Here is a 448-nt window from a genome sequence, read left to right as displayed (position 1 = left end):
CGAAGAGTTTTGGGAGGAGTGGCTTACCTGGGCACCATAGATTCCAACAGTTAAATAACCCGAGGCGCGGCTAGCGCGGGCAAGCCCGGCTCCCACAGTTGGAATGCATACTTGCTGAAAATGCCTATCCCTGTGGGAGCCGAGCTTGCCCGCGATGAGGCCCACAAACACACCGCAAATCCCAAACCTAAAAAAAGGCCGCGATCCAAAGGATCGCGGCCTTTTTGCCTTTCAGTACAACCCGTCAGACTTCATCCAGCTCCGGCTCGTCCGCCTGTACATTCATCTCCGCCTTCACCACATCATGGCGACGGCTGTACTTCTAGTCCGCCTCATCGATGTAGCTCCCGTTCGGCCCGCTGTCGCCTTTCTGGTTGTTCGCCACCCGGGCCAAGCCTTGCGGCTTTCCACTCGCCAGGATTGGCACGATCGCCCGCTGCAATACGGG

The 448-nt window shown here is 58.0% G+C and carries 1 pseudogene; it reads right to left on the bottom strand.

Annotated features, from left to right (window positions below):
- Positions 1 to 244 precede the first annotated feature (244 nt).
- Positions 245 to 448: pseudogene (locus JMV15_RS28855) on the bottom strand (hypothetical protein); the annotation flags it as partial.

This window comes from Pseudomonas paracarnis, assembly GCF_904063055.1.
In the GTDB taxonomy this organism is placed as follows: Bacteria; Pseudomonadota; Gammaproteobacteria; order Pseudomonadales; family Pseudomonadaceae; genus Aquipseudomonas; species Aquipseudomonas paracarnis.
This window is presented reverse-complemented; position numbering and strand designations above follow the sequence as displayed.